This is a genomic window from Magnetospirillum sp. ME-1, from assembly GCF_002105535.1.
In the GTDB taxonomy this organism is placed as follows: Bacteria; Pseudomonadota; Alphaproteobacteria; order Rhodospirillales; family Magnetospirillaceae; genus Phaeospirillum.
On sequence record NZ_CP015848.1, the window covers coordinates 3777897 to 3803084 of the forward strand.

The window sequence follows — 25188 nt, forward strand, 5'->3', positions numbered from 1 at the left end:
CATGGACGTAATCCTCGACAACGCCTACGCCATCGCCATGGCGCTGCACACCCTGGCGGCGGTGGTGTGGGTGGGCGGCATGTTCTTCGCCCACCTGATCCTGCGCCCGGTGCTGGTGGAGCGTCCGGCGCCCGAGCGCCTGGCCGTGTGGCGCGAGGTCTTCCCGCGCTTCTTCCTCTGGGTGTGGATCAGCATCTTCGTGCTGCTGGCCACCGGCTATTCCACCTTGCTGCTGGGCTTCAAGGCCGGCTTTACCGGCGGTCCCGGCCATGTGGACATCATGCAGCTGATCGGGCTGGTGATGATCGCCCTTTATTTCCAGCTGTTCTTCGGACCCTGGCAGGGCTTCAAGCGGGCCTTCGCCAGCGCCGATTATCCCAAATGCGCCGAGTACCAGATCCGCATCCGCCACATCGTCACCGTCAACCTGATCCTGGGCCTGATCAGCATCGTGATCGGCGTCGCCGGCTCGCTGCTGGGGGCGTAAGGCGCATGGACCGGGACAAGGACGTCGAAATCCTCTCCAAGGACACGGTCTACAAGGGCTATTTCCAGGTGGACCGCTACCGCCTGCGCCACCGCACCTTCGCCGGCGGCTGGACCGATGTGATGATGCGCGAGGTGTTCGAGCGCGGCCACGCCGTGGTGGTGCTGCTCTACGATCCCGACCGCGACAAGATCGCCCTGATCGAGCAGTTCCGCCCCGGCGCCTACGCCGCCGGCTGGCATCCCTGGCTGATCGAATGCGTGGCCGGCATCATCGAGGAGGGCGAGCATCCCGACGACGTCGCCCGGCGCGAAACCCGCGAGGAGGCTGGGTCGGACCCCACCGACATGATCCATATCGGCGATTATCTGGTCACCGCCGGCGGATCGTCGGAAAGCTGCAAGCTCTATTGCGCCCGGGTGGATTCGTCGTCCATCGCCGGCACCCACGGTCTGGCCCACGAGGGCGAGGACATCCGGGTGTTCGTCATCGATCCCGCCGAAGCGCTGGCCATGTGCCGCGACGGGCGGATCAACAACGCCATGGCGGTGCTGGCCATCCAGTGGCTGGCCTTGGAGAGGGACACCTTGCGGTCCAGGTGGCTGGGGGCCTGATTACCGGGGTCCTGTCATCCTGAGTGAAGCGAAGGATCTTTCACGTGACGGACGGCTCTGGCTGAAAGATGCTTCGCTGGCGCTCAGCATGACAAGGCGTGCTTACCCTTGCGCCAGGACCAGCAGCGGCTGCGCCCCGTCCCAGATCATGCGCAGCGCCACGATGACGATGATCCCCAAGCCCACATAGGCGATCCAGTGCCAGCGCTTGAGGATGCGGGCGACCACCTCCGACGCCGCGCCGGTCAGCGCCACCGACAGGGCGAGACCCAGCACCATGATCCACACGTGCTCGCGCGCCGCTCCGGCCACCGCCAGCACGTTGTCCAGCGACATGGAGACGTCGGCCAGGATGATCTGCTTGACCGCCTCGCTGAACTTCTTGGGAACAGCGGGCGTTTCCGCGCCCTCGTCGGGCATGTCGTCGTGGCCGCCGGTTCGAAGCTCGCGCCACAGCTTCCATGACACCCACAGCAGCAGCAATCCGCCGGCGAACAGCAGGCCGATGATGCCCATCAGCTGCACCGCGAAGAGCGAGAACAGGATGCGCAATCCGGCGGCCGCCGCGATGCCCCACAGGATGGCCTTGCGCCGCTGTTCCGGCGCCAGTCCGGCCGCCGCGATGCCGATCACCACGGCGTTGTCGCCGGCCAGGGTCACGTCGATGGCGACGACGGAGGCCAGGGCGGTCAGCTCGGACGCGAAATCCATTACAATCCTCCGAACAACAGGCGGCAGACGATCACGGCGGCGACCAGGGCGGCCAGGTCGGCCAGCAATCCCACCGCCAGGGCGTGGCGGATGCGCCGTACCTGCACCGCGCCGAAATAGACGGCCAGGACATAAAAAGTGGTTTCGGTCGAGCCGTAAAGGGTGGACAGCAGGGCGCCGAGATAGGAATCGGGACCGATGGCCGGGTCCTTGAGACTGGCGGCCAGCATGCCGTAGGAGCCCGAGCCCGACAGGGTGCGCATCACGCCCATCATCAGGGCTTCGGCCGGCAGGCCCAATCCTTCGGTGAGGCGGCCCAGCGGGCGGATCAGCAGATCCATGGCGCCCGAGGAGCGCACCATGCCGATGGCCGCCAGGATGGCCACCAGATAGGGGATGATGCGCACCGCCACCTCGAAGCCTTCCCTGGCCCCTTCGATGAAGCATTCGTAGAGCCGAACCCGCCTGACCGCGCCATAGAGCAGCAGCCCCACCACCAGGGACGGCATGATCCACGGCCCCAGCGTCTTGCCCCAGACCAGCAGCGCCGCCGACAGCCCCAGCAAGGCGGCCAGGGCGAGCAGGCTGGGCCACAGCGGGCCGGGGGCTTCCCCGGCCTCGGCCGGGCCTTCGGCGGCGCGGGGCTGCCAGATGCCCTGGAGGCCGCGGGCGGCCAGCACGGCGACGATGGTGGCGACGATGGTGGCGATCAGGGTGGGCGCGACGATGGAGGCCGGCTCGGCCGAACCGGTGGCGGCCCTGAGCGCGATGACGTTGGTGGGCAGCAAGGTGATGCCCGCGGTGTTGATGGCGAGAAACAGAACCTGGGCGTTGGTGGCGGTGCCCTTGTCGCGGTTGAGGCTTTCCAGGTGTTCCATGGCGCGGATGCCGAACGGCGTGGCGGCGTTGCCCAGGCCCAGCAGGTTGGCGGCCAGATTCATCACCATGGCGCCCATGGCCGGATGGCCGGCGGGAATTTCGGGAAACAGCCGGCGCAGCGGCGGCTCCAGCAGGCGGGCCACGGCGTTCAGCATGCCGCCGGCCTCGGCCACCTTCATCAGGCCGAGGAACAGCGCCATCACCCCCACCAGCCCGAGCGCCAGGGGCACGGCACCGGTCACCGCCTCCATCAGGCCGGCCGACAGCGCCTCCATGGCGCCCGCCCGGCCCGACAATTCGGCGATGGCGGCCACCAGGAACGAGACTGCGACCAGGACCAGGAATACGGCGTTCAAGACAGGCTTTCCCCCCACATCCTGCGAAAGCTATCAGAAGCCGGGGCGTCGCGCATCCTTGCCGCCCGTCCTGGGGCGTTGTAAATCTCAACAACGGAAGTTGCGGGAGAAATGAATCATCATGCGCCGTGCCGCGCTTATCCTCGGCCTTGCGGCCTTTTGGGCCTGTCCCGCCCTGGCCGCCGACACCATTCCCGCCCGTCTCGACGCCGCGCGGGCCGCCCATGCCAAGGGCGATCTGGCCCGCGCCGCCCTGGAGCTGGAGGCGGCGGTGGCCGAGTTGCAGACCCGCCTGGGCAAGCAATTGGCGGACTTCCTGCCGCCGCCCCCCGCCGGCTGGCAGGCCGAGGCGGTGGAGACCCATTCCCTGGCCGGTACCGGCGGCGGTCTGGCGGTGACCCGGGCCTATGGCCGCGACGACGCGACGCTCAACATCTCGCTGATCATCGACAGCCCGGCGGTCTCGGCCGCGGTGGCGCAACTGGCGGCCTCTCCCCAGCCCAACCACCGCAAGGTGAAGGTCGGCGCCGAGGAGGCGACCATGCGCTGGGATTCCCAGGGACGCAACGGCGAGGTGCTGATGGTGCTGGGGCCGCGCGTCCTGCTGCAGATCGAGGGCGACAGCCTGGCCAACAGCGACATCCTGGCCGACGTGGCCAAGGGCTGGAATCTGGCGGGCATCCGCAAGACCCTAGCGCAGTAGCCCCAGGATCAGCGGCACCATCACGGCGGTGAACAGGCCGACCAGACCGATGGCCAGCCCGCCGAAGGCGCCGGCCTTCTCGCTCATCTGCAGGGCCCGCGCGGTGCCGATGCCGTGTGCGGCGATGCCCATGGCAAGGCCGCGCGCCGCCTGATCCTTCACCCGGGCGAGGTCGAGAATCCACGATCCGGCGATGGCGCCGAAAATGCCGGTCAGCAGCACCATCACGGCGGTCAGCGACGGGATGCCGCCGATGCGCTCGGCGATGCCCATGGCGATGGGGGTGGTCACCGACTTGGACGACAGCGACAGCAACACCTTTTCCGACCCGCCCAGGCTCCAGGCGATCAGCACCGCGCCGCCGCCGGCGATCAGCGCGCCGGTCATCACCACGATCAGCACCACCCCCCACACCCGGCGCAGGATGGGCAACTGGCGATAGAGCGGCACCGCCAGCGCCACGGTGGCCGGCCCCAGCAGGAAGTGGACGAACTGGGCGCCATCGAAATAGGTGTGGTACTCGGTGCCGGTGGCCGTCAGGAGGGCGACGATCATCGCCACCGACACCACCATGGGGCTGAGAATGGGCGGGCGGCCGTACCGCTCGTACAGCCACACGGCGAACTGGTAGGCCACCAGGGTGGAGGTCAGACCCAGCAGCGGCGAGGTGGCGAGATAGACCCACAGGCCGGCGAAATCGTTCATGTGTGATCCTCCCCCTTGCGGCGCATGAGGAACTGCATCAGGCGGCCAGACACCACCAGGGTCAATACGGTGCTGACCAGCACTCCGGCGGCGATGGGCAGGGCCTCGGCGGCGATCACCTTGAAATGCACCATGACGCCGACGCTGGCCGGGACGAACAGCAGGGGGAAATTGGCGAAGATGTTGCGCGTCACGTTTTCCAGCCCGTCGGGCACCCTTCCGCGGATCACCAGCCCGATGAACAGGATCACCATGCCCACCACCGGGCCGGGCAGGGGAAGGCCGGAGAGGCGGACCAGCACCTCGCCGGCAAGCTGGCAGAGCAGCAGAACCGTGATATAGGGAAGCACGTTCGCTCTCCTTTCAGGTATCGCCCATGGACTGGCTTTCTCCCATCGACCTGCTTGGCGCCGTCGCGGGCGTCCTTACGACCATCTCCTTCGTGCCGCAGGTGGTCAAGACCCTGCGCACGCGCCAGACCAGGGACATATCGCTGGCCATGTGGGTGACCTTCATCACCGGGGTGACCCTGTGGACCATTTACGGCCTGCTGCTGGGGGCGTGGCCCATCGTGGCGTCGAACGTTCCCACGCTGGCCCTGGCCGGCACCATCCTGGTGGTCAAGCTTCGCAACATGGGAAACGAAACGGGGGGCGATAAGCCCCCCGCTTGAATGGATATCGCAGACCTGTCATCCCGACGACCATCGGGAGGAGGGATCTCGTTCTGATCCGGCCTTTCCGAAAAGGTCTCGGTGTTCCAGGCGGAGATTCCTCGCTGATGCTCGGAATGACAGGCTGAAAAATTGGCCTCAGGCGCTCCGGCCGCCATGCAGGGACGACCACTGGACGGGGTCGTGGAGGAACGAGCGCACCGCCTCGATGGCCTTCTTGTCGAACTGGCCCTCTTCCTCGACCACTTCCAGCACGTCCCACCAGTTGCACAGGTAGCCCAGGCTGACGCCGATCTCTTCCAGGCTCTTCATGGCGCCGGGGAAGACGCCGTAGAAGAACACCACGAAGGAATGGTCGACCTTGGCCCCGGCTTCACGCAGGGCGTTGACGAAATTGACCTTGGACGCGCCGTCGGAGGCCAGGTCCTCGACCAGCACGATGCGGTCGCCGTCCTTGAAGTCGCCCTCGATCTGGGCGTTGCGGCCGAAGCCCTTGGCCTTCTTGCGCACGTAGAGCATGGGCAGGCCCATGCGGTCCGACACCCAGGCGGCATAGGGAATGCCCGCGGTCTCGCCGCCGGCGACGGCCTCGGTGGATTCGTAGCCCACCTCGCGCAGGATGGCGGCGGTCATCAGGTTGCAGATGGTCGAGCGCGCCCGCGGGAAGGAAATGACCTTGCGGCAGTCCACATAGACCGGGCTGGCCCAGCCGGAGGTCAGGATATAGGGCTCTTCCGGGCGGAAGTTGATGGCCTTGATCTCCAGCAGGATGCGCGCGACGGTCAGCGCCGCCTGCTTCTGCTCGGGGGTACGCGATTGGGTGGTTGCCATGGGGTGAGCCCTCTTGCCTTGCCGATTACCTTGCCGATATGGGGGTCTATAGGCACAATCGCGCCTTCCTGCAAGAAGACAGAATAGGGAACCTCCATGTCCGACGTGATCCAGCTTGTCCGAGACGGCGCCATCGCCACCGTGACGCTGAACCGCCCCGACCGCATGAACGCCTTGAACCTGCCCATGTGGCAGGGACTGGCCGCGGCGTTCGAAGGCATTTCCGCCGACAAGTCCATTCACGTGGTGATTTTGCGCGGTGCCGGCACCAAGGCTTTCGCGCCGGGCGCCGACATCGAGGAATTCGACACGCTGCGCGCCACTCCCGCCCAGGCCAAGGCCTATGACGCGGTGATGCGCCGGGCGCTGGACGCGGTGCGCGCCTGCCCGCAGCCGGTGGTCGCCGCCATCTGGGGGCCCTGCGTCGGCGGCGGCCTGGAACTGGCCTGCTGCTGCGACATCCGGCTGTCGGCCAAGTCGGGCAAGTTCGGCGTGCCCATCAACAAGATCTCGGTGGTGATGGCGTATCCTGAGCTGGCCCAGATCCGCCGTGTGGCCGGTCCGGCCGCCGCGCTGGAGATTCTGCTGGAAGGCCGGATCATGGAGGCCGATGAGGCCCTGGCCAAGGGGCTGGTCAACCGGGTGCTGGAGGACGACGCCCTGGAAGCCGAACTGGCCGCCACCGCCAGGCGCATCGCGGGCGGCGCGCCGCTGGCCAACCGCTGGCACAAGGCCTTCATCGGCCGCCTGGACGATCCCAGGCCGGTGAGCGAGGCGGAACTGGACGAGTGCTACCGCTTCCTGGAGACCAAGGACTACGCCGAGGGACTGGCCGCCTTCCGCGCCAAGCGCAAGCCGGTGTTCACGGCGGAGTAAAGGATCAGCCCCGGAACGCCCCTTCCATCATCTGGGGCAGGAGCTTGAGGTCGGTGTGGGGGCCGACTGCTCGCTTGTCCAGGCGCTGGGCGATGGCGGCCACCACGGCGGGCTTGCCGGGAATGCCGAACTGGGTGCGGAATCCGGCGCGGCCCAGCAGCTTGTAGGCGGTGACCATCATCACCGCCGCCTGATTGGTGCTGATCCGAAGGCGGTTGAACAGGTCGGAATGCACCAGCTCGTTGACCTCGCCCAGGGCGGCGACCAGTTCGCGGGTCTCGGCCTCGGGGCGTTCGCCCAGGACCGTGATCACCTCGGGATCGCGCAGCGCCTTCCACCACAGCTGTTCCGGCTGCGGCAGGTCCGGGGTGGATGCCGCGCGGGGCGAATGGCTGGGGATCGGCGACGGCGCCGCCGCCGCTTCGGCGATGGAATCGAGAATCTCGGCCTCGCGGATGTCCAGCAGGCGCGGCCCCATCTCCTGCACCTTGGCCAGGGGCAAGGGCGCGTAATGGGGGACCAGCTGCACCTGCCAGTCATGGATCAGGTATTCGTTGATGGCCTTGTACATGGCCCCGGCCCGCGACTTGGGGTCGTTGGGGTCGCCGCCCAGGGTGGCCTTGAAATGGCGCTTGGCGTGGGTGCGCACGATCATGGCGATGACGTCATGGACCGAGCGGCCGCAGCGCAAGGCCACGAAATCGTCGTTGACCGGGCGGCCGCGCGCGTCCACCAGCAGATTGCGGAAGGCCTGGCGGTTGCGGCGGAAGATGGCGATGCAGCCGTGCAGCATCTCGGAATTGGCCATGACGATGTCGTAGAACTCTTCGCCCGAGGTGTTCTCGAAGGCGGGGATCAGCGAGCGGAACACCGCCGCCACCTTGCCCTTCAGCGTATCGTTGATGACGCGGACGACGTCGTTGTGGGTGTGCGGAGGCCTGGCGGCGTCGCCCGTCGACCTCTTCACACTGGCATCGTCCCTTGGCATATCCGAACACCCCTGGCCGCCGCAAAGCCGGAGCCAGTGTCAGGTTATCGGGGCTTTATTCCACGGGCAACGCGCGAAATATGGCTCTTTGTGGCATTATCCCATTGAATCCAATGGGATAGCTATCCTTGTGTATAGTCCGGAAGCAGGTGCTCGAGGGCTTGGCGCAGATGGGGAAGCTCCACCGGCTTGGACAGATACGAGTCCATGCCGGCCTTCAGGCAGCGTTCGGCCTCGCCGGCCAGGGCGTTGGCGGTGAGCGCCAGGATGGGGGTATGGCGGCCGTCCGCCCGTTCCTCGGCCCGGATGGCGGCGGTGAGCTGGAAGCCGTCCATGATGGGCATGTGGCAATCGGTCAGCACCAGGCAATAAGGCCTGGCGCGCCAGGCGGCCAGGGCGGCGGCGCCGTCGGGGAAGACCTCGGCGGCAAAGCCCAGCAATTGCAGCTGGCGCCGGATCACCTGCTGGTTCACCGGATGGTCCTCGGCCACCAGGATGGGGGCGCCGTCCCAGTGGCTGGGCTTCGGTTCGGGAGGAGCCGAAGGCGCGCAGGCGGGGCGGGCGGGGGCGTAGGGGCCGACCACCCTGTCCACCGCCGCCGCGATCTGGGTGCGGCTGAGGGGCCGGCTCAGGAAGCCATGGCAGGCGGGGTGCCGCTCCAGGCTGAACCGGCGGTCGGAATCCTGGCCCTCGATGAACAGAACGGGGGTGGCCTCCAGCGGGGCGAGGTCTTCACGGGTGACGGTATCGGCGGTGATCAGGGCCAGGTCGAAGGGTATCTGGGTGGTGGTGGCCTTGCGCGACGCCGCCTCGGCCTCCCTGGGGCCGGGGACGCGCACCACGGCGCCGCCGCCCTGTTCGGTCACCAGGGCGATCAGGGTCCGCTCCTCGGTGTCGGGATCCACCACCAGGATGCGCAGGCCGATGAAGTCGGTGGTCTGCTCGGTGAGCGGCGCGGTGGTGGTGGGGGCGGGCTCGACCATGGGCAGCGGCAGGCGGCACCAGAAGGACGAGCCCTCACCAAGCCTGGATTCGAAGCCCGCGGTGCCGCCCATCAGGTCCACCAGCCGCCGGGTGATGGACAGGCCGAGGCCGGTGCCGCCGAAGCGTCTGGTGGTCGAGCTTTCGGCCTGGGTGAAGGGCTGGAACAGGCGGTCTTTCAGCGTGTCGTCGATGCCGATGCCGGTATCGACCACCCGGATGGACAAGATGACCAGACCCTGGGCGTCGGTGCCGCCGTGGCCGACATGGATGGCGACGCGGCCTTGGGCAGTGAACTTGACGGCGTTGCCGGCAAGGTTGAAGAGGATCTGCCGCAGCCGCACGGGATCGGCCAGCACCGAGGTGGGCAGGCCGGGATCGACGAAGGCGGTGAGATTCAGCGACTTGGCCGCCGCCGCCGGGCTGACGGTCTGGACGATGCCCTCGACCAGGCGGTCGAGGTGGACGGGAACCTGCTCCAGTTCCAGCCGTCCGGCCTCGATCTTCGAGAAATCCAGCACGTCGTCGAGAATGCGCAGCAGGGCCAGGCCGGAATCCCGCGTGGTGGCCACCAGATCGCGCTGGTCGCCGTCCAGCGTGGTGTGGTCGAGGAGTTCCAGCATGCCGATCACCCCGTTCATGGGGGTGCGGATCTCGTGGCTCATGGTGGCCAGGAAGGCGGACTTGGCCTGGTTGGCGGCCTCGGCGCTTTCCTTGGCGGTGGTCAGCGCGCGGATGGCGGCGTCGCGGCCGCGATTGGCCTCGTCGAACTTGGCCAGCACCCGGTTGAAGGCGGCGGCGATCTCGGCAGCCTCGGTCTCGGGCGCGGCGGCCACCGGACGGGTGAACGAGGCGGGGTGGTCGTGGGCCTCGATCTGGGCCAGGAGATCCTGCAGCGTCCGGCGGTTGGCTTCCTCGGCGCGGCGTCCGGCCTCTTCCCGCTCGGCTTCCAGCCGCTGCTTTTCCAGGGAGTTGCGCTTGAACACCTCGACGGTGCGGGCCATGGCCGCCAGTTCGTCGTGCAGGTCGCGCCCTTCCACCTCGCGCGACCAGTCGCCGCTGGCCCCCGATTCCATGGTCTCGCGCAGGCGCTGCAGCGGCGAGCGGATGGATTGCCCGATCATCCAGCTGATCCAGGCGCCCACCAGCAGCAGGACCAGGGCGGCGCCGGCGCCCACCACGGCCAGGCGCAGCAACTGGTGGCGCGACCGGCGCTGGAGACGTTCCTCGCGGTCGCGGCCCTGGATGATCTGGCGGTCGATGGACGCCGACATGGCCGCCTGGCTGGCGTCCACCTCGTCGGTGAGAATGCGCGAGCGTTCGTCGAACCCCCGGGCGATGGCCTCGATGGCCGCCGACAGGGTGCGCGCCCGGGTGCCGATCACCGCCAGGGCGTCGCGCTGCAGATCGCTGCTGGCCAGCCGGGAGAGCGCCGGAATGGTGTCGGTGACCCGCTGCAGGCTGGCATGGGCGTTGATGGCGCCGGCGGCCACGCCGTTGAAGTAGAAGGCGTTGATGGAGATCAGGGCCTCGACGAAATTCTCGTGCGACTTGACCAGGGCCGGGCTCAAGGGATCGCCGCCGCGCGACCGGGCGGTGGAGTTGAGGATGGCGTACAGACCCGACATCTCGCTGGTGGATTGCAGCACGTCGCTTTCGTAAAGGCGCAGGATGTCGGCGTTGATGGCCTTCAGCGTCTGGAACCCCGAGACGAAGCGCCGCGCCGCCTGATGCATGGCGTGGGCGTCGTCGGACAGCGGCTTCTGGTGGGCGGTGGCGTCGCCCATGGCCACGAACAGCTCCTCGGACCGGCGCATGGCGTCCTTCAGGAGGTCGTCGGTGGGATTGGCCAGATACTGGCGGATCATGCCCTGAAGGCGCGAGGCGCGGATGTCGATCTCGGCCAGGGCGGAGGTCCGGTGCTGGACCATGCGCAATTCGTCCAGGTCGGAATCCATCACCGAGGCGGCGTGCCAGCCCAGGCCGCCCACCGCCAGCGCCACGCAGACGTTGAGCGCCACCACCAGCGGAATGCGCCAGGCGATGGGCAGGGCCCTGATCCAACGAACGAAGCGCGCATACGCCATGGCCGGCGTCATCCCCATCCTTCGCCTCTCCACCCGCGATGGTACAAGCGCAGACGGGGCGGGGGAAGGGCAGTGGCGGCCTTCCGGTCCCGGGCAGGAGAAAAAAGCGGCCGGACGCGGGGGACCCCTGCCTTCCGGCCGTCTTGACCAAAATCAAATATTATCGCAGCATGTTCAGCGTTCTCACAATTTTCATGTGGATATTCGCCGCCATGCGCCTCACCCTGCACACCGATTACGCGTTGCGAGTCCTCGTCCATGTGGGGCAGCACAAGGGCGATCTGGTCACCATCAACGAGATCGCCGAATGCTACGGCATCTCCAAGAACCATCTGACCAAGGTGGTGCATCAGCTGGGCCGCGCCGGCTATCTGGAGACGGTGCGGGGCAAGTACGGCGGCGTCCGTCTGCTGCGCCGGCCCGAGGACATCAAGCTGGGCCAGTTCATCCGCGAGACCGAGGACGACTTCACCCTGGTCCGCTGCATGCGCTGCGAATCGGCTGAGGAATGCCGCCTTTCGGGCAGCTGTATCGCCCGTGACGCGCTGGCTTCGGGCCTGTCGGCCTTCTTCAAGGTCCTGGACGGCTATACCCTGGCGGACATGCTGGTCGCCGAGCGCCAGGCTGCCGAATAGCCCTTCGTATGGATGGGTTTTCTCTGTGCCGCAAGTGGTGTATCCCTTGGCGGGCATAGTTGTTTGGGGGAAACATGGCCGCTATCGATACTGCCGACAACGAGAACGAACTTCGCGTCATCAACGAGTTTCTCGAGGAACTCCGGGACACCGCCAGCCAGCTGCAGGTTCTGATCGGCAACATGCGCTCCAAGAGCGTCGCCGCCGCCGAAGGTCTGGCGACCCTGAAGCGTGAAGCCAGCAACCTGCGCAGCCATGCCCAGGGTCTCAGCCTGCCCATGATCAAGCTGGTCACCCACCGCTTCGACGAATACGTGGGCGAGCTGAAGGAAGTCGGTCCGAGCGAACTGGACGAGATCCAGGTGTTCGTCGACAAGATCGAGAAGCTGGCCGACGGCGAGCATGTCTCCGAGGCCGACGCCCCCGCCGTGGTGCGCGCCCTGCCGGCCAAGCGCACCGCCGACATCGATTTCGGCAAGATCGAGAAGAAGAACGTCGAGATTCTGCTGGTGGTGCCGGAAAAGGCCATGTCGCGCATCGTCGAGCGCGAGCTGGCCGCCTGCGGCTACCGCACCTCCACCATCCGCGACGGCTTCGCCGCCATGGAGACGGTGGTGCGCACCCGCCCCGACATGGTGATCGCCTCGGTGGAACTGGGCCTGTTGTCCGGCGTCGACCTGGGCTGCGCCCTGGCCGCCATGCCGGTGACCGAATCCATCCCCTTCGCGCTGTTCACCAGCTACGAATGGGGCAACCCGAAGCTGAAGGGCCTGCCGCCGCGGGCCTCGCTGATCCGCAAGGGGCCGAAGTTCGGCGACGACCTGGCCGAGACCCTGGCGCGGTTCAGCATCACGTAATTTGCGCAGGCACTTTCTTTTCCCGTCATGGCCGGGCTTGACCCGGCCGTCCATGGACCCTCGGGTCAAGCCCGAGGGTGACGGAAGGAAAAACAGAGTCCGCTAAACCCGGACGGGCCCTAAATCCCGCCCATGCACAGGTACTTGACCTCGAGGAAGTCCTCGAGGCCGTACTTGGAGCCCTCGCGGCCCAGGCCGGATTCCTTGACGCCGCCGAAGGGCGCCACCTCGGTGGAGATGATGCCCTCGTTGATGCCGACGATGCCGTATTCCAGGGCGCGCGACACCCGCCAGACGCGCCCCACGTCGCGGGAGTAGAAATAGGCGGCCAGACCGAATTCCGTGTCGTTGGCCATGCGCACCGCCTCGTCCTCGGTCTTGAACCGGAACAGCGGGGCCACGGGGCCGAAGGTTTCCTCCCGCGCGGGCGCCATGTCGGTGGTGACGTCGGCCAGGATGGTCGGCTCGAAGAAGGTGCCGCCCAGGGCATGGCGCTTGCCGCCCAGCACGATGCGCGCTCCCTTGGCCACCGCGTCGGCGATGTGGCGCTCGACCTTTTGCACCGCCTCCTCGTTGATCAGCGGGCCCTGCTGGAAGTCGCCTTCCAGGCCGGGGCCGACCTTCAAGGCCTTGACCGCCTCGGCCAGCCTGGCGGCGAAGGCATCGTAGACGCCGTCCTGGACCAGCAGGCGGTTGGCGCAGACGCAGGTCTGGCCGGTGTTGCGGTACTTGGACGCCATGGCGCCCGCCACAGCGGCGTCCAGATCGGCGTCGTCGAAGACGATGAAGGGGGCGTTGCCGCCCAGTTCCAGCGACAGCTTCTTCACCGTGGCGGCGCATTGGGCCATCAGCAGCTTGCCCACCTCGGTGGAGCCGGTGAAGGAGAGCTTGCGCACCTTGGGGTTGGACGTCAGTTCGGCCCCCACCGCCCTGGGGTCGCCGGCGGTGACGACGTTGATCACGCCCGGCGGGAAGCCGGCGCGCCCGGCCAGTTCGGCCAGGGCCAGGGCCGACAGCGGAGTGTCCTCGGCCGGCTTGATCACCACCGGGCAGCCGGCCGCCAGGGCCGGGGCGCATTTCCGGGTGATCATGGCGATGGGGAAGTTCCACGGCGTGATGGCGGCGACCACGCCCACCGGCTCCTTGGTGACGACGATGCGCCGTCCGGGCAGATGCTCGGGGATGGTGTCGCCATAGACCCTTTTGGCCTCCTCGGCGAACCATTCCACGAAGGAGGCGCCGTAGGCCACCTCGCCCCGGGCCTCGGCCAGGGGCTTGCCCTGCTCGGCGGTCATCAGGCGGGCCAGATCCTCCTGCGCCGCCATGATCAGCTCGTACCAGCGCTTGAGGATGATGGAGCGCTCCTTGGCGGTCTTGGCCTTCCAGGGGCCCCAGGCGCGCTCGGCGGCGTCGATGGCGGCCCGCGTCTCGGCGGCGCCCATGGCGGGCACGTGCCCCACCAGCGTGCCGTTGGCGGGGTTGGTGACGGCAAGGCGTTCACCCGATTGGGCGGCAACCCAGGTCCCGTTAACATAGGCGTGATCGCGCAGCAGGGCGGAATCGGAAAGCTTGAGCATGGCATTCATCCAAACCGGGGAGCGGACAGGGTATACTCGAGCGCTTCACAACGCAAAGGGGGGCGCCATGGACAAACCCCGGTCCCGCTACCTGTCCGTTCTGGGACGCGAGTTTCACATCACCGAATGGGGGGAAGACGCGGCGCCGGTCCTGGTCATGTGGCACGGTCTGGCCCGGACCGGGCGCGATTTCGACACCCTGGCCGAGCATTTCTCCGGCCGCTACCGGGTGATCTGCCCCGATACCCTGGGACGCGGCCTGTCGGGATGGTCGCGGGCGCCGACCCGCGACTACACCCTGGCCGCCTATATGAAGCACGCCGAGGCCATTCTGGACGAGCTGGGAATCGGCTCCATGGACTGGATCGGCACCTCCATGGGCGGCGCGCTGGGCATGCTGCTGGCGGCGGGGCCGCTGAGGCACCGCATGAAGCGGCTGGTGATGAACGATATCGGCCCCAGCCTCAATCCCTTCGCGGTGGAGCGTATCCGCGCCTACGTCACCCAGATTCCCCATTTTCCCACCATGGCCGCGTTCGAGGACTTCCTGCGGCTGGTCTACAAGCCCTACGGGTTCCAGACCGACGCCGAATGGCGGCGCATGGCCGAGACCTCGGCGCGGCGCCGCGGCGACGGGCGCATCACCGTCCATTACGACCCGGCGGTGATGCGGGTGTTCGCCGCCTCGGCCGGCGATTACGAGATCTGGACCGAGTACGAGGGGGTGAGATGCCCCACTTTGGTGCTGCGCGGCGCCGAATCCGACCTGCTGCTGCCCGAGGTCGCCGAGGAAATGACCCGGCGGGGGCCCAGGGCCCGGCTGGTGACCATTCCCGGCTGCGGCCACGCGCCCTGCCTCAACGTGCCGGACCAGATCGCGGTGATCGAGGATTTCCTGGCGGAATGACTATCCCTTCGGCTGCTCCACCCTGAGGCCGGTCAGCAGGAAGATGTCGCGGGCGTTCAGCTGTCCTTCGGGATTGAAGCGTCCGCCCGCCACCGCCTCGGGCTGCGGGCGCTTGCGGATGACCATCTCGATGGCCGCCTCGCCCACCGGGGTCAGGGTCTGGTCGAAGCGCGGCAGGCGGTGGCGGTAGCTGCCCTCCAGCACCTCCATGCGGCGCAGTTCCGCCTGGATGCCCAGCGCGGTCACCGCTTCCAGCAGGTTGACCGAGACCGGGCTCCACGATTTGGGCTTGAACGGGGTGAAGGTCCAGCGGTGCTCGGGGTTGTGGCGCGACGGCCAGTGGCCCTGCTCGTACATGTCCTCGTCGGGGACCAGCACCACCAGATGGCCGCCGGGTTTGAGCACACGCAGCCAATGGCGCAGCGCCTCCAGCGGCGAGGCCATTTTCTGCAGGATGAAGGCGGCATGCACGAAGTCGAAGGTGGAATCCGCCAGCCCGGTCAGGTGCTGCAGGTCGCCGTCGACGATGTCCCAGATCTTGCAGGCGGTCATGGCGGGGAACTGCTCGCCATACAGCGAGAGCGGATCGTTTCCGTTGCCGATGTCCAAGCCTTGGCCCACGAAATAGCGGGTGATGAATTCGGGCTGGCGGGCCCGGCGGGCAATGGACTTGCTGGTTTCCTTCAACGCATCACTCCACGGCCTGTATCTTGTCCAGAAGCTCGGCCCCGCCCGGCACGTGGTCGCGGAACGACTTCCAGGCGGTGCGCCGCGCCAGTTTGTGCCAGGATTCCATGGAATCGGCATCCAGTTTGACCACCTCGATTCCGGCGGCGATGAAATTGCCGGCCAGACGGCGCTCGAGCAGCGACAGGGAGGCGGCGAGATTGGCCTCCGCCGCCGCCGCCGCCGCGTGCAGCGCCTGGCGCTGGGTGTCGCTCAAGGACTCGTAGCGGCGCTTGGACACCATGATCGGTTCGTACAGGTACCACATGGCGCCGCCCGTGCCGGGAACGGTCAGGCAGGCGAATTTGCGCTCCATGCGCAGCGACAGCAAGGTCGCCGCCGAGGTGTTGGCGATGTCGATCAGATCGTTGCTGACCAGGGTGCCCAGGGATTCCGAGGTGGCTACGGGGACCGGCACCGCGCCGGCCCCGGCCCAGTATTCACTCATGAAGCGGCCGATGGTCCGGGCCTTCAGGCCCTTGGCGTCGGCGGGGACCTGCACGCAGCGCTGGCGGCTTGCATAGGCGCCGGGAATCCAGGAATCGGCCACGATGACCACGCCCGCCGCCTCGACCTGGCGCTTCAGGTCGCGCATGGCGGGCGAGGCCGAGACCCGCCCGGCCTGGGCGCGGCTGCGGATCATGGTCGGCAGGGACAGCACGGCCAATTGGGGAATGCGGTCCAGCAGGTAATCCACCGGCATGAACACCATGTCGATACTGCCGCCGGTCAGCGCGCTCCACTGATTGCCGGGGCGCAGCAGGGAGGCGGCGGCGTAGAGGCGGATGGTCAGGCCCTGGGGCGCCATGGCCTGCGCGATGGAGCGCATGGCGTCGTCGCGCAGGTCGCCGGGCGGAAACTGGTACGACGCGTTCCAGGTCTCGGCCCGCGCCCCGGGCATCGCCGCCAGCGCCGCCAAGGCTCCCGCCGCCAGCTTCAGTAGAATCCCTCTCAGCACAGCGCTATCGCTCCCCCCAGAGCATCCCCGGGGGACAGTGCAGCACGTTCGGAAGTTTCGGGCAACTATTCCCGCAGGTCCATGCCCTCGCGGGCCTCTTCCTCGGCTTCCATCTCCTCGACCACTTCCTCGGGCAGCATCAGCACGCCGGCATTGTAGTCGTAGTCGAAGATCTCGGCGTAGCGGCCCCAGGTGATGGCCGTCTCCAGCACGCGCTCGGCCTCGTCGTCGGTGAGGTAGTCCTGCAATTCCTGCAAGAAGCGGTCTTCCGGGGCGCGGTGGTCCTTGCGTTCGTCCAGCACGCGGCGGATATGGGCGGCCAGCGGGATGTTCTTGACCAGGGCCTCGGCGAACAGGTCCTTGCGAAGCGCGTCCTCGGCCTCGACGAAGGCCTGGCCGGAGGGGGTGACGAAGATGTCGCCGGCGGCGATGCGCGCCAGCCCCAGGACCCGCAGGCCCTCGAACAGGTGGAACAGCTGGTCGTCTTCCAGCTCCGTCTCCTCGGCCAGCTGGGGCAGGTCGGCGCGGCCGTTGAAGGGGGCTTCGGCGACGGTCTCCAGAAGGCCGGCCATCTTGCCCGGGGTGGTGTCGGGCAGGCGGTAGCCCAGCGTCAGCTGTTCCGCCGTGCCCAGGCCGCCGCCCCTGACGTTGGCGGTCATCAGGGTGTAGACCTCGTCGACGATCTGGCGGAAGGCGGGCGATTCGGTATCGCGCGGCCGGGGCAGGTTGACGCGGATCTCGGCCCGCACCCGCCCGGGATCGGAGGAGAACACCAGGACGCGGTCGGCCATGGACACCGCCTCCTCGATGTTGTGGGAGACCAGCAGGATGCCCTTGGTGGGAATCTTGCGCTCGTCCCACAGTTCGAGCAGATCCTCGCGCAGGGTTTCCGAGGTCAGCACGTCCAGCGCCGAGAACGGCTCGTCCAGCAGCAGCACGTCGGGGCGCATCACCAGGGCGCGGGCGAAGCCGACGCGCTGGCGCATGCCGCCCGACAATTCCTTCGGGTAGGCGCTTTCATAGCCGCCCAGGCCGATCAGCTCGATGGCCTCGTTGGCGCGGTCCTCGCGCTCGGCCTTGGACACCCCCGCCGCCTCCAGGCCCAGTTCGACGTTTTCCTCGACCGTCAGCCAGGGGAACAGGGCGAAGGACTGGAACACCATGGAGATGCCCTTGGCCGGGCCGGTCATGGTCTGGCCCCGGTACTTGACCTCGCCGCCATTGGCCTTGATCAGGCCGGCCATGATGCGCAGCAGGGTCGACTTGCCCGAGCCCGACTTGCCCAGAAGGGCGACGATCTCGCCTTCCTCCAGCTTGAAGTCGACGCCTTCCAGCACGGTGCGCTCGTGGCGCTCCGGGGTGCGGAAGGACTTGCGCACGCCCCGAAGATCGAGCAGGGCGGTGGGGAGGGTGTTGTCTGCCATGGCCCGCTCCTTCTAGTCCAGACGCAGCCGCTCGGCGGCCAGCATGTAAAGCCGCCGCCACAGGAAGCGGTTGAAGCCCATCACGAACAGGCACATCACCGCGATGCCCAGCGCGATGCGGGGAAAGTCGCCGTCCGAGGTGGCCCGCGCGATGTAGGAGCCCAGCCCCACCGCCTCCAGCCGCGTGTCGCCCCAGCTGACCAGTTCCGACACGATCGAGGCGTTCCACGAGCCGCCCGAGGCGGTCACCGCCCCGGTGACGTAGGACGGGAAGATGGCGGGCAGGATGAACTTCTTCCACCTCAGCCAGCCCGACAGGCCCAGATTGCCCGCCGCGTCCTTCATGTCCTGGGGAATGGCGGCGGCACCGGCGATGACGTTGAACAGGATGTACCACTGGGTGCCCAGGATCATCAGCGGGCTGGTCCACACGTTGACGTTGGCGTCGAAATGGACGATCAGCACCACCGCCACCGGGAACATCAGGTTGGCGGGGAAGGCGGCCAGGAACTGGGCGATCCACTGGACATTCTGGGCCACCACCGGCCGTTGGCCGATCCATACCCCCACCGGTACCCAGACCAGCGAGGCCAGGCTGATCAGGATGACGACGCGCAACGCGGTGGCGATGCCGTAAAGCAGCACCTGCCCCACCTCCATCAGTCCGATGGAGCCGTGAATGAACAAGGCCACCTCCACCAGCGCGCCCACCGCCGCCACGATCAGCAGCCCGTCCCAGGCGCGTTCGGCCCAGGACGGCAGGGTCACCATGTGGATGGGGGCGCTGTGGAATAGCGTAACCTCTTCCCGGCGACGCAGCAGGCCGGTGAAGCGGTCCCACAGGGCGGCGGGCAGGCGGGCCAGGAAGCGCGACAGGCGGCCGCGCTGCAGCAGGGTCAGCAGCCAGGATTCCGGCTGCTGTTCGCCGGGGGCGGAATCCACCTTGAACTTGTCGGCCCAGGCCACCAGCGGGCGGAACATCAGCTGGTCGTAGATGACGATGCCGGCCAGCACCGCCAGCATGGCCCAGCCGATGGCCGCCAGATTTTCCTCGGCGATGGCCAGCGCGATGTAGGAGCCGACGCCGGGCAGGGCGATGCTCTGGCCCGCCACCGAGATGGCTTCCGACGCCACCACGAAGAACCAGCCGCCCGACACGCTCATCATCATGTTCCAGACCAGACCGGGCATGGCCCAGGGCAGTTCCAGGCGCCAGAAGCGCTGCCACGGCGACAGGTGGAACATCTCCGAGGCTTCGATCAGGTCGTTGGGCACCGTCTTCAGCGAGGAATACAGGCTGAACGTCATGTTCCAGGCCTGCGAGGTGAAGATGGCGAAGATGGCGGCGCATTCCACCCCCAGCAGGTTGCCGGGAAACAGGGCGATGAAGCCGGTGACCGTGATGGACAGGAACCCCAGGATCGGAATCGACTGCAGGATGTCGAGGATGGGGATCAGGATCTTTTCCAGGGCCGGCACCTTGGCCGCCAGGGTGGCGTAGACCAGGGTGAAGGCCAGCGAGGCGGCCAGGGCGGCGGCCATGCGCAGCGCGCTGCGCAGCAGGTAATAGGGCAGGCCGGCAGGGTCCAGCGACAGGGCCAGCTTCTCTCCCACGTCATAGGGCGTGGTCATCTGCGCGCCGCCATAGGCCAGCAGGGCCAGCAGCGCGAAGATCATCGGTATGATCGCCAGATCCCAGAAATTGGGCTTGAGTTCCGGCGCCACCGCGACTGTGGGAAGGCTCCAACGCATTCCGGCCGTTCCGGTTCGGGTTGAGTGCGCCCCTCATAGCCTGCCCGGCCCGCCCTTGTCGAGAAGGGAAACCTTACAAGATCGTGACGGTCAGGCCGCCGTCAGCCCCGTTCCAGAATCACGAAGTCGAAGGCGGGGTCGCCGGCATTGGAACGCCGCGTGATTTCCCGCCAAAGGGAGCGGTCCAGCGGAGGGAAAACCGTGTCGCCCTCATAGGCGCGCCCGATCTCGGTCAGATACAGGCGTCCGGCCCGGGGCAGGGCCTCGGCGAACAGGGCGTTGCCGCCGATCACCATCAGTTCGGCCGCCTCGGGGGCCAGACCCGCCGCCAGGCCCAGCGCCTCGTCCAGGGAATGGGCGGTATGCGCGCCCTCGGCCCGCCAGCCGGCCTGGCGCGTCACCACGATGTTGGGGCGCTTGGGCAGAGGGCGGCCGATGGAGTCCCAGGTCTTGCGGCCCATGATCACCGGCTTGCCCAGGGTGTTCTCCTTGAACCACTTCAGGTCCTCGGGGATGTGCCAGGGCAGCCGGTTATCCTTGCCGATCACGCCGTTGGCGGCGACCGCGACGATCAGGGCGATATTTGCAATTGTCATTCCGACGACCACCGGGAGGAGGAATCTCCGTCTGCTGCGGCTTGTCCAATTCGGCAAAGGCGGACCAGGAGGAGATCCCTCGGCTTCGCTCGGGATGACAGGCTTAGCACCTTGCTCATACCGCCACCGGCGCGGCGATATGGGGGTGGGACTGGTAGTCCACCACCTTGATGTCGTCCATGGTGAAGGCGAACAGATCCTTCACGTCGGGATTGAGTTCCAGCCGGGGCAGCGGCAGGGGATCGCGGCCGAGTTGCAGCTCGGCCTGCTCCATGTGGTTGGAATAGAGGTGGGCGTCGCCGAAGGTGTGGACGAAGTCGCCGACTTCCAGCCCGGTCACCTGGGCCATCATGTGGGTCAGCAGGGCGTAGGAGGCGATGTTGAACGGCACCCCTAAGAACACGTCGGCCGAGCGCTGGTAAAGCTGGCAGGAGAGTTTCCCCTCGGCCACGTAGAACTGGAACAGGCAGTGGCAGGGCGGCAGCGCCATGGACTCGATGTCGGCGGGGTTCCAGGCCGAGACGATCAGCCGGCGCGAATCCGGGCTTTTCCTGATCATCTCCACCACCTGGGTGATCTGGTCGACGGTACGCCCGTCGGGGCAGGCCCAGGACCGCCATTGCTTGCCGTAGACCGGGCCGAGATCGCCGTTCTCGTCCGCCCATTCGTCCCAGATGGAGACCTTGTTGTCCTTCAGCCAGCGGATGTTGGTGTCGCCCCGAAGGAACCACAGAAGCTCGACGAAGATGGAGCGGGTGTGGAGCTTCTTGGTGGTCACCAGGGGAAAGCCGGCGGCGAGGTCGAAGCGCATCTGGTGGCCGAACACGCTGGTGGTGCCGGTGCCGGTGCGGTCGGTCTTGGTCACGCCCTCGGCGCGGATGCGGCGCAGAAGATCCAGGTACTGCTGCAAGGGGGCGGGCCTCCGAACTGGGGTGGGCGGCACTGTATCAGCGGCGCCGCCGTCGATGCAACGCCGGTTCCCCGCCTTCATTCGACACTTGGCGTCACGTTCCGGGTCGAGACATTTGAATGTCTCTAGTCTAAGGTATGGGAAATTTCAGGAGTGCGCCTTTGGGTTTCGATACCAAGACCCTGTGGATGACGCTGGCCATCAGCAATCTGGTGTTCGGGGCGCTGATGCTCGTGCATGTGGGCCGCGCCGCCGACCGGGCCGCCCTGAGGATCTGGGCGGCCGCCCAATTGCTCAAGGGCCTGGCCATCGGCCTGATCATCGCCAAGACGCTGATCCCCCATCCCTGGGGTTTTGCCGGCAATCTGCTGTACATCACCGGGCATTTCGTCGAACTGGCGGCGTTTTTGTCCTATGCCGGGCTCGGGCGGCGGATGAGGGGCGCGGCCCTGGTCTTCGCCGGCCTGGTGGCGGCCTATCTCGGCGGCGTCGCCGCCGGGGCCAAGGCCGCCCACATGGCGGTGCTGTTCTCGTCCAGCCTGTTCGTCTTATACGCCCTCAGCGCCTTGGCGCTTTCCGCCTCCGGCCGCCGCCGCTCGTGGGTCCAGGTGATGCTGGTGGCCAGCAACATCGTGATCGCGCTTACCGCCCTGGTCCGTGTCGGCCTGGCGTGGTCCAGCCAGTCCTGGGACCCGCAAAGCACCGCCTTGGCCAACCAGGCCATGTTCGTGCTCGGCTATGTCTTCTCGCTGTGCGACGGCTTCTGCTTCCTGCTGCTGGTCAAGGAGGATTCGGACCGTTCGCTGCTGCGCATGGCGACCATCGACCTGCTGACGGGAATCGCCAACCGCGCCCACTTCCTCGATCTCGCCGAGGACCGGCGGCGGCTGTGCCTGCGGTCCGGCCAGCCCATCGCCGTGATGATGATGGACGTGGATCACTTCAAGCAGGTCAACGACGTGTTCGGCCATGCGGCGGGGGACGACGTGCTGCGCCGGGTGGGGGGCGTGCTGCGCGAGCATCTGCGGGACGTGGATGTCTGCGGCCGCCTGGGCGGCGAGGAATTCGCCGTGGTCCTGCCTGGAACCTCCCTGGCGGCGGCGTTGCCGGTGGCCGAGCGGCTGCGCGCCGCCCTGGCCGAAATGGTGGTGGCGACGCCCAAGGGCGACGCCAGGATTACGGTCAGCATGGGGCTTGCGGATCTGGGCGGCGACCGGCGCCTGGAGCAGGCCATGTCCGAGGCGGATCTGCGCCTCTACCGGGCCAAGGCCGAGGGGCGCAACCGGGTGGTGGCCGCTTGCGAAACCGGTTCCGACAGGGCTGGCGCTTCGCTGCGGGCCGCTTTATAGTGGGGATGCCGGGTAACCGGCTATGACGCTAAACGCCACACGGAATAGACGTTACGGACCCGGGGGCGGTACCCGGCGCCTCCACCAAATCTCCCGGTCCAGTGCGGGCCGGAACATCGGGGGCGAAACAGGATCGACGTGCGCAGTAAAGGTCTGGTTTGCGTTCGGCATGATACCACCGTTATCGGGTCAATCCTAACAAGTGCCAACGACAACGTTGCTCTTGCCGCTGCGGCTTAACCCGTAAGCGCGGTCCGGGGGGAACCGGGCAACAGAACTCCCCCCACTTACAATGCGGCATTCAGCCAGGATATGGGATTTCGGGCCGGTGGAAGAACTGCGTTACGACAAGATGGTGGAAGAGGCCCTGCGCGGCGTTGTCCGCGATTCGCTGGTCTTTGCCGCCGAGCACGGCCTGCCGGGCGAGCATCATTTCTACATCACCTTCCGTCCACACCATCCCGACGTGGAGATGGCCGACCACCTGAAGGCGCGCCATCCCGACGAGATGACCATCGTGCTGCAGCACCAGTTCTGGGACCTGGACGTCACCGAGGACGGCTTCTCGGTGACCCTGTCCTTCTCGGGCAAGCCCGAGCGGATGGTGATCCCCTTCTCGTCGGTGACCGGCTTCGCCGATCCGTCGGCCAAGTTCGGCCTGCAGTTCCAGGCCATTCCCGGCGATGACGACGATGACGACGACGTGGAAATCGACGAGTTCGATCCGCCGCCGTCGCGCGCTTCCGCCTCGCCCAAGGATTCCGAGCCCGAGCCCACGCCCCCCGCCGAGGGCGGCGACGGCAACGTGGTGGCGCTGGACAAGTTCCGCAAGAAGTGACGCCGCCGGGGCGCGCGCCTGATGGCCGCCCCTTGACGTTGCCCGCAAAAAGGTGTTTGACCTGACGCAGCCGTCCAGCCCCGACGGGTGGGGCGGCGCTACCCGTTTCTTCTCAGACCGAGGTCGCCGGCCATGTCCGATTTCGCCTACCACGAGCTGTTCCCGCTGTCGTCCGACGACACCCCTTACCGCAAGATCACGGCAGACGGCGTGGGGACCGCCAGCTTCAACGGCCAGACGGTGGTCACCGTGGCCCCCGAGGCGATCGTCCGGCTGACCAAGGAAGCCATCAAGGACACCTCGCACCTGCTGCGTCCCGCCCATCTGCAGCAGCTCCGGAACATCCTCGACGATGCCAATTCGTCGCCCAACGACCGCTTCGTCGCCTATGACCTCTTGAAGAACGCCTGCATCGCCTCGGGCGGCGTGCTGCCCATGTGCCAGGACACCGGCACCGCCATCGTCATGGGCAAGAAGGGCCAGAAGGTGTGGACCGGCGGCAATGACGAGGCCGCCATCTCCCAGGGCGTGCAGGAGGCCTATACCGAGCTGAACCTGCGCTATTCCCAGACCGCGCCGCTCGACATGTACGAAGAGGTCAACACCGGCACCAACCTGCCGGCCCAGATCGACCTGTTCGCCACCGAGGGCGATGCCTACAAGTTCATGTTCATGGCCAAGGGCGGCGGCTCGGCCAACAAGACCTTCCTCTACCAGCAGACCAAGGCGCTTCTGAACCCCAAGAGCCTGCTCACCTTCCTCGACGCCCAGATCAGGACGCTGGGCACCTCGGCCTGTCCGCCCTACCACCTGGCCATCGTCATCGGCGGCCTGTCGGCCGAGATGTGCCTGAAGACGGTCAAGCTGGCCTCGGCCAAGTACCTGGATTCGCTGCCCACCTCGGGCAACAAGTACGGCCAGGCCTTCCGCGACGTGGAGCTCGAGCAGATCGTGCTGAAGATGACCCAGGACATGGGCATCGGCGCCCAGTTCGGCGGCAAGTACTTCTGCCATGACGTGCGCGTCATCCGCCTGCCGCGCCACGGGGCGTCCTGCCCGGTGGCCATCGGCGTGTCGTGCTCGGCCGACCGCCAGATCCTCGGCAAGATCACCAAGGACGGCGTGTACGTCGAGGCCATGGAAAAGGACCCGGCCAAGTACCTGCCCGACGTGGACGCCTCCAAGCTGGCCGGCGAGGTGGTCAAGATCGACCTCAACCGCCCCATGGACGAGATCAGGAAGACCCTGTCCCAATACCCGGTGAAGACCCGCGTGTCGCTGTCGGGGCCCATGATCGTCGCCCGCGACATCGCCCACGCCAAGCTCAAGGAGCGCCTGGACAAGGGCGAGGGCCTGCCTGAGTACTTCAAGCAGATGGGCGTCTATTACGCCGGTCCGGCCAAGACGCCGTCCAACTATGCCTCGGGCTCGTTCGGCCCCACCACGGCGGGCCGCATGGATTCCTATGTGGACCAGTTCCAGGCCGCCGGCGGCTCCATGCTGATGATCGCCAAGGGCAACCGCTCCAAGGCCGTCACCGATGCCTGCAAGAAGTACGGCGGCTTCTACCTGGGCTCGGTGGGCGGCGCCGCCGCCCGTCTGGCCCAGGACTGCATCAAGAAGGTCGAGGTCATCGAGTACCCCGAACTGGGCATGGAAGCCATCTGGCGCATCGAAGTGGTCGACTTCCCCGCCTTCATCGTCGTCGACGACAAGGGCAACGACTTCTTCGCGGACTTCGCGCACTGAGGTTCTGGGCGGTGGCGCA

General features: G+C 67.2%; 25 protein-coding genes and 1 other RNA gene. 12 read left to right on the top strand and 14 right to left on the bottom strand.

All coding sequences use genetic code 11. The features are described from left to right. Window position 1: 1 nt before the first annotated feature. Both WV31_RS17665 and WV31_RS17670 read left to right on the top strand, forming a co-directional pair. Window positions 2-487 carry a hypothetical protein gene (locus tag WV31_RS17665; protein ID WP_085374803.1) on the top strand — a complete coding sequence of 162 codons (486 nt, stop codon included), beginning with the start codon at window positions 2-4 and terminating at the stop codon, window positions 485-487. 5 nt (window positions 488-492) lie between these two features. After that, complete coding sequence (locus WV31_RS17670) at window positions 493-1101, top strand: NUDIX domain-containing protein (protein WP_085374804.1); 609 nt, start codon at window positions 493-495, stop codon at window positions 1099-1101. Window positions 1102-1203: 102 nt separating this feature from the next. Here the strand turns inward: WV31_RS17670 and WV31_RS17675 are convergent, their stop codons facing one another. Both WV31_RS17675 and WV31_RS17680 read right to left on the bottom strand, forming a co-directional pair. Beyond that, window positions 1204-1812, bottom strand: coding sequence for a YjbE family putative metal transport protein (locus WV31_RS17675; RefSeq protein WP_206072556.1), 609 nt, complete (start codon window positions 1810-1812; stop codon window positions 1204-1206). Beyond that, window positions 1812-3047 (bottom strand): nucleoside recognition domain-containing protein, encoded by a 1236-nt coding sequence (locus WV31_RS17680; RefSeq protein ID WP_085374805.1) that lies wholly within the window; start codon window positions 3045-3047, stop codon window positions 1812-1814. The genes WV31_RS17675 and WV31_RS17680 overlap by 1 nt, the downstream gene beginning before the upstream one ends. A gap of 121 nt (window positions 3048-3168) precedes the next feature. On the opposite strand from WV31_RS17680, the gene WV31_RS17685 reads away from it, so the two are divergent. Continuing rightward, complete coding sequence (locus WV31_RS17685; protein WP_085374806.1) at window positions 3169-3750, top strand: hypothetical protein; 582 nt, start codon at window positions 3169-3171, stop codon at window positions 3748-3750. Here WV31_RS17685 and WV31_RS17690 read toward each other — a convergent pair. Beyond that, on the bottom strand, window positions 3739-4455 hold the full coding sequence (locus WV31_RS17690; RefSeq protein WP_085374807.1) for an LrgB family protein: 717 nt from the start codon (window positions 4453-4455) through the stop codon (window positions 3739-3741). The two genes, WV31_RS17685 and WV31_RS17690, sit on opposite strands and share 12 nt — an antisense overlap. Further along, a complete protein-coding gene (locus WV31_RS17695; protein ID WP_085374808.1) occupies window positions 4452-4805 on the bottom strand; it encodes a CidA/LrgA family protein in 354 nt (117 codons plus the stop codon). The genes WV31_RS17690 and WV31_RS17695 overlap by 4 nt, the downstream gene beginning before the upstream one ends. Before the next feature lie 26 nt (window positions 4806-4831). Between WV31_RS17695 and WV31_RS17700 the strand changes: the two genes are divergently transcribed. After that, on the top strand, window positions 4832-5128 hold the full coding sequence (locus tag WV31_RS17700) for a SemiSWEET family sugar transporter (protein ID WP_085374809.1): 297 nt from the start codon (window positions 4832-4834) through the stop codon (window positions 5126-5128). Window positions 5129-5266: 138 nt separating this feature from the next. Here WV31_RS17700 and WV31_RS17705 read toward each other — a convergent pair whose 3' ends face one another. Beyond that, a complete protein-coding gene (locus WV31_RS17705) occupies window positions 5267-5959 on the bottom strand; it encodes an orotate phosphoribosyltransferase (protein WP_085374810.1) in 693 nt (230 codons plus the stop codon). Between the two features lie 96 nt (window positions 5960-6055). On the opposite strand from WV31_RS17705, the gene WV31_RS17710 reads away from it, so the two are divergent. Continuing rightward, window positions 6056-6835: an enoyl-CoA hydratase/isomerase family protein gene (locus WV31_RS17710; protein WP_085374811.1), complete on the top strand. Its 780-nt coding sequence runs from the start codon at window positions 6056-6058 to the stop codon at window positions 6833-6835. 4 nt (window positions 6836-6839) lie between these two features. On the opposite strand, the gene WV31_RS17715 is transcribed toward WV31_RS17710, so the two are convergent. Together WV31_RS17715 and WV31_RS17720 are read right to left on the bottom strand one after the other, a co-directional pair. Next, window positions 6840-7802 (bottom strand): hypothetical protein, encoded by a 963-nt coding sequence (locus WV31_RS17715; RefSeq protein WP_237051352.1) that lies wholly within the window; start codon window positions 7800-7802, stop codon window positions 6840-6842. A gap of 143 nt (window positions 7803-7945) precedes the next feature. Next, the gene (locus WV31_RS17720; protein WP_168185981.1) at window positions 7946-10891 is read right to left on the bottom strand and encodes a hybrid sensor histidine kinase/response regulator; all 2946 of its coding nucleotides are present in this window, start codon (window positions 10889-10891) and stop codon (window positions 7946-7948) included. A gap of 212 nt (window positions 10892-11103) precedes the next feature. Here WV31_RS17720 and WV31_RS17725 point away from each other — a divergent pair, with 212 nt between their 5' ends. Both WV31_RS17725 and WV31_RS17730 read left to right on the top strand, forming a co-directional pair. Then, complete coding sequence (locus WV31_RS17725; RefSeq protein ID WP_085375648.1) at window positions 11104-11526, top strand: RrF2 family transcriptional regulator; 423 nt, start codon at window positions 11104-11106, stop codon at window positions 11524-11526. A 74-nt stretch (window positions 11527-11600) separates the two neighbouring features. After that, entirely contained in the window at window positions 11601-12383 is a 783-nt protein-coding gene (locus WV31_RS17730) for a response regulator transcription factor (protein ID WP_085374814.1), read from the top strand. A 119-nt stretch (window positions 12384-12502) separates the two neighbouring features. On the opposite strand, the gene WV31_RS17735 is transcribed toward WV31_RS17730, so the two are convergent. Continuing rightward, window positions 12503-13960, bottom strand: coding sequence for an NAD-dependent succinate-semialdehyde dehydrogenase (locus tag WV31_RS17735; protein ID WP_085374815.1), 1458 nt, complete (start codon window positions 13958-13960; stop codon window positions 12503-12505). Window positions 13961-14027: 67 nt separating this feature from the next. On the opposite strand from WV31_RS17735, the gene WV31_RS17740 reads away from it, so the two are divergent. Further along, a complete protein-coding gene (locus WV31_RS17740; RefSeq protein ID WP_168185982.1) occupies window positions 14028-14867 on the top strand; it encodes an alpha/beta fold hydrolase in 840 nt (279 codons plus the stop codon). Here WV31_RS17740 and WV31_RS17745 read toward each other — a convergent pair whose 3' ends face one another. The 6 genes from WV31_RS17745 to WV31_RS17770 form a co-directional block, all read right to left on the bottom strand. Beyond that, window positions 14868-15554: a class I SAM-dependent methyltransferase gene (locus WV31_RS17745; RefSeq protein WP_237051353.1), complete on the bottom strand. Its 687-nt coding sequence runs from the start codon at window positions 15552-15554 to the stop codon at window positions 14868-14870. 4 nt (window positions 15555-15558) lie between these two features. After that, window positions 15559-16551: a TRAP transporter substrate-binding protein DctP gene (gene dctP / locus WV31_RS17750; RefSeq protein WP_237051354.1), complete on the bottom strand. Its 993-nt coding sequence runs from the start codon at window positions 16549-16551 to the stop codon at window positions 15559-15561. Window positions 16552-16616: 65 nt separating this feature from the next. Then, window positions 16617-17975 (bottom strand): ABC transporter ATP-binding protein, encoded by a 1359-nt coding sequence (locus WV31_RS17755; RefSeq protein ID WP_085374819.1) that lies wholly within the window; start codon window positions 17973-17975, stop codon window positions 16617-16619. 12 nt (window positions 17976-17987) lie between these two features. Beyond that, window positions 17988-19727, bottom strand: a complete 1740-nt coding sequence (locus tag WV31_RS17760; protein ID WP_085374820.1) for an ABC transporter permease — start codon at window positions 19725-19727, stop codon at window positions 17988-17990. A gap of 101 nt (window positions 19728-19828) precedes the next feature. Beyond that, window positions 19829-20323 (bottom strand): dihydrofolate reductase, encoded by a 495-nt coding sequence (locus WV31_RS17765; protein ID WP_085374821.1) that lies wholly within the window; start codon window positions 20321-20323, stop codon window positions 19829-19831. A 115-nt stretch (window positions 20324-20438) separates the two neighbouring features. After that, complete coding sequence (locus WV31_RS17770) at window positions 20439-21233, bottom strand: thymidylate synthase (RefSeq protein WP_085374822.1); 795 nt, start codon at window positions 21231-21233, stop codon at window positions 20439-20441. A 161-nt stretch (window positions 21234-21394) separates the two neighbouring features. On the opposite strand from WV31_RS17770, the gene WV31_RS17775 reads away from it, so the two are divergent. From WV31_RS17775 to WV31_RS17790, 4 genes are all read left to right on the top strand, one after another. Next, complete coding sequence (locus WV31_RS17775) at window positions 21395-22582, top strand: GGDEF domain-containing protein (RefSeq protein WP_168185983.1); 1188 nt, start codon at window positions 21395-21397, stop codon at window positions 22580-22582. Next, window positions 22551-22870: a transfer-messenger RNA gene (gene ssrA, locus WV31_RS17780) on the top strand. Before WV31_RS17775 ends, ssrA begins: the two co-directional genes overlap by 32 nt. Window positions 22871-22874: 4 nt before the next feature. Further along, a complete protein-coding gene (locus WV31_RS17785) occupies window positions 22875-23420 on the top strand; it encodes an SspB family protein (protein ID WP_085374823.1) in 546 nt (181 codons plus the stop codon). Window positions 23421-23552: 132 nt separating this feature from the next. Continuing rightward, a complete protein-coding gene (locus WV31_RS17790) occupies window positions 23553-25169 on the top strand; it encodes a fumarate hydratase (protein ID WP_085374824.1) in 1617 nt (538 codons plus the stop codon). The last annotated feature ends 19 nt before the right edge of the window (window positions 25170-25188 follow it).

Bases quoted from the DNA above. Each gene is read 5' to 3' on its own strand.
- WV31_RS17670 (WP_085374804.1), top strand. From the start codon at position 493: ATGGACCGGGACAAGGACGTCGAAATCCTCTCCAAGGACACGGTCTAC.
- WV31_RS17740 (WP_168185982.1), top strand. From the start codon at position 14,028: ATGGACAAACCCCGGTCCCGCTACCTGTCCGTTCTGGGACGCGAGTTT.
- WV31_RS17720 (WP_168185981.1), bottom strand. From the start codon at position 10,891: ATGGCGTATGCGCGCTTCGTTCGTTGGATCAGGGCCCTGCCCATCGCC.
- WV31_RS17725 (WP_085375648.1), top strand. From the start codon at position 11,104: ATGCGCCTCACCCTGCACACCGATTACGCGTTGCGAGTCCTCGTCCAT.
- WV31_RS17700 (WP_085374809.1), top strand. From the start codon at position 4,832: ATGGACTGGCTTTCTCCCATCGACCTGCTTGGCGCCGTCGCGGGCGTC.
- WV31_RS17675 (WP_206072556.1), bottom strand. From the start codon at position 1,812: ATGGATTTCGCGTCCGAGCTGACCGCCCTGGCCTCCGTCGTCGCCATC.
- WV31_RS17730 (WP_085374814.1), top strand. From the start codon at position 11,601: ATGGCCGCTATCGATACTGCCGACAACGAGAACGAACTTCGCGTCATC.
- WV31_RS17710 (WP_085374811.1), top strand. From the start codon at position 6,056: ATGTCCGACGTGATCCAGCTTGTCCGAGACGGCGCCATCGCCACCGTG.
- WV31_RS17665 (WP_085374803.1), top strand. From the start codon at position 2: ATGGACGTAATCCTCGACAACGCCTACGCCATCGCCATGGCGCTGCAC.
- WV31_RS17785 (WP_085374823.1), top strand. From the start codon at position 22,875: ATGCGGCATTCAGCCAGGATATGGGATTTCGGGCCGGTGGAAGAACTG.
- WV31_RS17790 (WP_085374824.1), top strand. From the start codon at position 23,553: ATGTCCGATTTCGCCTACCACGAGCTGTTCCCGCTGTCGTCCGACGAC.
- WV31_RS17705 (WP_085374810.1), bottom strand. From the start codon at position 5,959: ATGGCAACCACCCAATCGCGTACCCCCGAGCAGAAGCAGGCGGCGCTG.
- WV31_RS17765 (WP_085374821.1), bottom strand. From the start codon at position 20,323: ATGACAATTGCAAATATCGCCCTGATCGTCGCGGTCGCCGCCAACGGC.
- WV31_RS17760 (WP_085374820.1), bottom strand. From the start codon at position 19,727: ATGCGTTGGAGCCTTCCCACAGTCGCGGTGGCGCCGGAACTCAAGCCC.
- WV31_RS17685 (WP_085374806.1), top strand. From the start codon at position 3,169: ATGCGCCGTGCCGCGCTTATCCTCGGCCTTGCGGCCTTTTGGGCCTGT.
- WV31_RS17735 (WP_085374815.1), bottom strand. From the start codon at position 13,960: ATGCTCAAGCTTTCCGATTCCGCCCTGCTGCGCGATCACGCCTATGTT.
- WV31_RS17690 (WP_085374807.1), bottom strand. From the start codon at position 4,455: ATGAACGATTTCGCCGGCCTGTGGGTCTATCTCGCCACCTCGCCGCTG.
- WV31_RS17755 (WP_085374819.1), bottom strand. From the start codon at position 17,975: ATGGCAGACAACACCCTCCCCACCGCCCTGCTCGATCTTCGGGGCGTG.